Genomic DNA, 4,024 nt, shown 5'->3' on the forward strand with positions numbered 1-4,024 from the left:
CCGGGGCCGGGCGCGGCGCCGCCGCCGACCGGGGGAGCGGCGCCGGAACGGGCGGGCGGCCCGGCACGACCGGCTCCTGACCGCCGATCGCCGGCGTGGGCACCGACACCGGCCCGAGCGTGGAGAGCCGTTCGAACGGCCCCGGCAGACGCGGGCGCACCCGCACCCCGCCGGTCCCGGTCCCGGCCCGGTCCCGGCCCGGGTCGCCCTTGGTCAGCAGACGGTCGAAGTGGTCAGGCATCGGCACACAGCTCCAGGTAGTAGCGGCGCCGCAGCGGGCTGAGCGCCAGGACCTCCGGCTCGCTCCAGCCGTAGGCGGTGGCCAGCAGATGGACGTCGAGCAGGGTGGCCCGGGCCCAGTCGTCCAGCTCCTCCCAGAGGTAGGAGGCGATGTCCAGCTCGGCGAGGGCCTGCCCGCCGCACCCGGGGCAGCTGAGGTTCAGTCGGACGTCCGCGCACGGGTCGGCGGCGGAGGCGGCCTCGGCCATGCGCCGCTGGACCGGTTCGGGGAGCTGCCGGGCGGTCACCGGCTCCCCGTCGTGCTCCGCGCTCAGCACGCACCGTTCCAGCAGGACCGCCCTGGCCCGGCCCTCGGGGGCCCGTTCGGCGGCGGCCAGGTCGCCCGGGGTGGCCGGCCGGAAGCCGACCCGCCAGCCGTCCAGCTCCACCCGCAACGGCCCGGTCACCGGTGGTGCGGCCCCGGCCAGTTGCCCGGCGTCGAAGCCGAGCTCCAGCTCCTCCGGGCAGTCCGGGCAGGCGACCCGCATGGTGAGCCGTTCGCCGAACAGCGCGGCGCGCAGGCCGAACAGTTCGGCGTCCCGCTCGCCGAGCGGCACGGCCAGCAGCTCCTCCGCCCCGGCGCCGGGACGCGCGACGGTGTGCAGCAGCAGCGCCCGCCCCGTGCGGCCGGCCGCCAGTCCGGCCTCCCAGGTGGCCAACAGCGCGGCCTGTCCGGCGAGTTCCATGGCGCGCCGCTCAGGCCGGCTGCTGGAACGACGGCTCTTCCGGTTCGGGCGTCTCCTCGTCCCGCTCCCAGCCCTCCACCTCCAGCTTGAGGCTCTGGATCGCCACCGCGTTGGCGTTGGCGTCCAGTTCGCCCAGCACCTGGTACTCGCTCGGCCAGGCGCGGTACAGCTTGTGGGCGACGGCCACCTGGCCGGCCTCGTTGAGCACCTGGATCACCAGGTCCTTGCGGAAGTCCCGCAGTGAGACCTCCGCTCCCCGGCCCGCGCCGACCATCCAGACCTTGTTGGCCCAGCGGTCGAACTCCGGGTCGTGGGTGACCCCGCGCTCCAGGGTGACCGCCTCGAAGTCGGTACGGCCCGGCGATTTCCGCGGCGCGCTCGGATCGCCCCCGCTGCGGTGCTTCACCACCTCGGTGGTGCGCTTCAGCGGACTGACCTTGCTGATTCCGGCGACCACCCGGCCGTCCCAGACGACCAGGAATTTGAAGTTCTTGTACGGATCGAATCGCTGCGGATTGACGGTGAACTCGACCATGGAGATCCTAAACCTCGAACTGTCCGGCGAGCTGCTCGATCTTGACGATCACGAATTCCGCGGGTTTCAGCGGAGCGAATCCGACCACAACGTTCACCACACCGCGGTTGATGTCGTCCTGCGTGGTGGTGTCCTTGTCGCACTTGACGAAATAGGCCGACCGCGCGGAGGTGCCCTGGAACGCGCCCTGCTGGAACAGCGAGTGCAGGAACGCGCCCACGTTCAGCCGGATCTGCGCCCACAGCCGCTCGTCATTGGGCTCGAACACGACCCACTTGGTGCCCCGGTAGAGGCTCTCCTCCAGCATCAGCGCGAGGCGCCGCACCGGGACGTACTTCCACTGCGAGGCGAGCGCGTCGGCGCCGGCCATGGTCCGGGCGCCCCAGGCCACCGGGCCCACCACCGGGAAGGTCCGCAGGCAGTTCACCGCGAGCGGGTTCAGCAGCCCGTTCTCCCGGTCCGTCAGCGGGACGGTGAGCGCGCGCACCCCCGGCAGACCGGCCTCGGTGCCCGCCGGGGCCTTCCACACCCCCCGCTGGGCGTCGGTGCGCGCCATCACGCCGGCGACGGTGCCCGACGGCGGGAAGGAGCGCAGCCGACCGGTGAGCTGGTCGATCAGCTCCAGGTGCGGGAAGTACAGCGCCGCGTGGTCGCTGCGCACCGAGTCGAAGGCGGACAGGCCCGCCCGGGCGTCGTCCAGCGTCGTCCACGCCTGCGGCGAGTCGACGATCAGGAACATCCGCTTCTCGACGCAGAGCGCCTGGGCGGCCGAGACGACGGTGACGGCGTCGTCGACACTGGCGTAGCCGGCCAGCTCCGGCAGCACCAGCAGGTTGATGTCCTGCACGTCGCGCAGGGCCTGGATGCCCGTCTTGGCCGCCTCGCTGCCGATCAGGTCGGTCAGGCCGGGGGCCCCGCCGTCCTGACCGCCGGTGAGCGCGTGGACCGGCGGGTTGACCGACCCCTCAAGGCCGAGGTTGTTGGCGGCCTCGCCGAGGAAGCGCACCACGTCGGCCGGGTCGGTGGAGCCCGCGACGACCTGGAGCCGCCGGCCGAACACGCTCACCCGGGTGCCCGCGAAGGCCCGCCGGCCCGGGGCGTCGGGCAGGGCGCGCAGCTTGCGCTCCAGCAGCAGGGCGAGTTCGGCGACGGTGGCCGGCGCGGCGCCGTCCACGGCCGGGTCGTGGATCCTGACGGCCCGTGAGACGTCGCCGATCTTGACCTGGATCTCGGGGGTGAGGTCCGGCAGGGTGGCGGCGAAGGGCTTGGAGACGGTGCCCACCGGATCGGGCCGGCTCTCCGCCAGCACCTTCACCCGGACGACCGCCGAGCCGCTGTTCACCACCGTCTCGGCGAACCGGGGGTCGGCGGCGCGCACCGACAGGTCCGCGAAGGACTCCCGGACGGCGCCCGAGGTGTCGAAGACCTGGAGGTTGAAGGTCTCGGCCGGGGTCGGTGTCCGGTAGTCCACGGCGACCCGCAGCGCCGCGCCCCAGGCGCCCGGTTCGACGGCCGTGACCTCCAGGGCCGGCGCGGCGGTCGAGGTCTGCGTCGAGTCGAGCGTGACGCCGGAGGCGGCACCGGTGCCGGCCGCCGCGACCCGGACCACGACCCCGATCGAGCCGCCGTTGAGGAAGAACTGCTGGACGGCGTAGCCGACCGGGCTCTGGCTCGCGAGGCCGCCGAAGCGGCGTTCGAAGTCCGCGAAGCTGGTGATGGTGACGGGCTGGTTCAGCGGCCCGCGCCGGGTGGCCCCGACGAAGGCGGTCACCGAGGTGCTCACCGTGGTGATGGTGCGGACACCACTGGGAAGCTCTTCGATGTAGACGCCCGGGTAGGTCGGTGTCGTCGGCAATTCCCCCTCCGTTCACTTCGCACATCAAGGGACTCGGGAGAATGTGATCGGACGTGAGTTCCTGATGTGTGTGCGGCAGAGTCAGTTTCATATTCGGGTGGCTATTCGTCAACCCGAATTTAAAAGAGTAATTGTATTACCGAACCTCCTGTTCGGTGCCGTGGGACCCCGTCGCCGCGGAAGGCGCGGAGGACGCGGACGGCGGGTAGGACGGCGGCCGGGCGGCCCCCAGGAACCAGCCCCAGGACGCGCCGAACCGCTCCTCCAGGAACCGGAACGCCGCGTAGTAGACGGTGCCGAAGCCGGTGACCAGCGCGGCGGTGACGGAGGCGTCGTCCAGTTCGATGCCGAGCCGCGCCGCCTCCACCACGAGGAACGCGACGACGTACGGCACGCAGGTGCGCCACAGCGAGAGGGTGAGTCGGTACATGCGGTCCTCCTCGTCCGACACCGGCCGGACCGGGTCGGCGGGTTGCTGCCGGGTGTGCCGCCGACCTGCTGCCCGCCGCGTCCACCGTGTACACGCCGTCCCCGCCCGTGGGACCGCCCCGCGGCACCTCCGCCCGGCCGCCGGGGACCCGCGCACCCCGTGGCGCGCCCCGTCACGCGCCCCGTCGACCGGGCCGTCGCCGTTGCCGCGGCCCCGCCGGGCGCCGTCCCCGGCGGGGC

General features: G+C 73.0%; 4 protein-coding genes and 1 pseudogene. All 5 read right to left on the reverse strand.

What is annotated here, in order from left to right; translation table 11 throughout:
• Positions 1-241 (reverse strand): annotated as a pseudogene (locus ABD308_RS38480) (hypothetical protein); the annotation flags it as partial.
• Entirely contained in the window at positions 234-965 is a 732-nt protein-coding gene (locus ABD308_RS38485; protein ID WP_344345618.1) for a hypothetical protein, read from the reverse strand. The pseudogene ABD308_RS38480 and the gene ABD308_RS38485, both read right to left, overlap by 8 nt.
• Before the next feature lie 10 nt (positions 966-975).
• Positions 976-1,500 carry a phage tail protein gene (locus ABD308_RS38490; RefSeq protein WP_344345620.1) on the reverse strand — a complete coding sequence of 175 codons (525 nt, stop codon included), beginning with the start codon at positions 1,498-1,500 and terminating at the stop codon, positions 976-978.
• A 7-nt stretch (positions 1,501-1,507) separates the two neighbouring features.
• Positions 1,508-3,355, reverse strand: a complete 1,848-nt coding sequence (locus ABD308_RS38495; protein ID WP_344345622.1) for a phage tail sheath C-terminal domain-containing protein — start codon at positions 3,353-3,355, stop codon at positions 1,508-1,510.
• Positions 3,356-3,491: 136 nt separating this feature from the next.
• A complete protein-coding gene (locus ABD308_RS38500) occupies positions 3,492-3,785 on the reverse strand; it encodes a hypothetical protein (RefSeq protein WP_344345624.1) in 294 nt (97 codons plus the stop codon).
• Positions 3,786-4,024: the final 239 nt, after the last annotated feature.

The organism is Kitasatospora putterlickiae (assembly GCF_039527695.1).
Lineage (GTDB): Bacteria > Actinomycetota > Actinomycetes > Streptomycetales > Streptomycetaceae > Kitasatospora > Kitasatospora putterlickiae.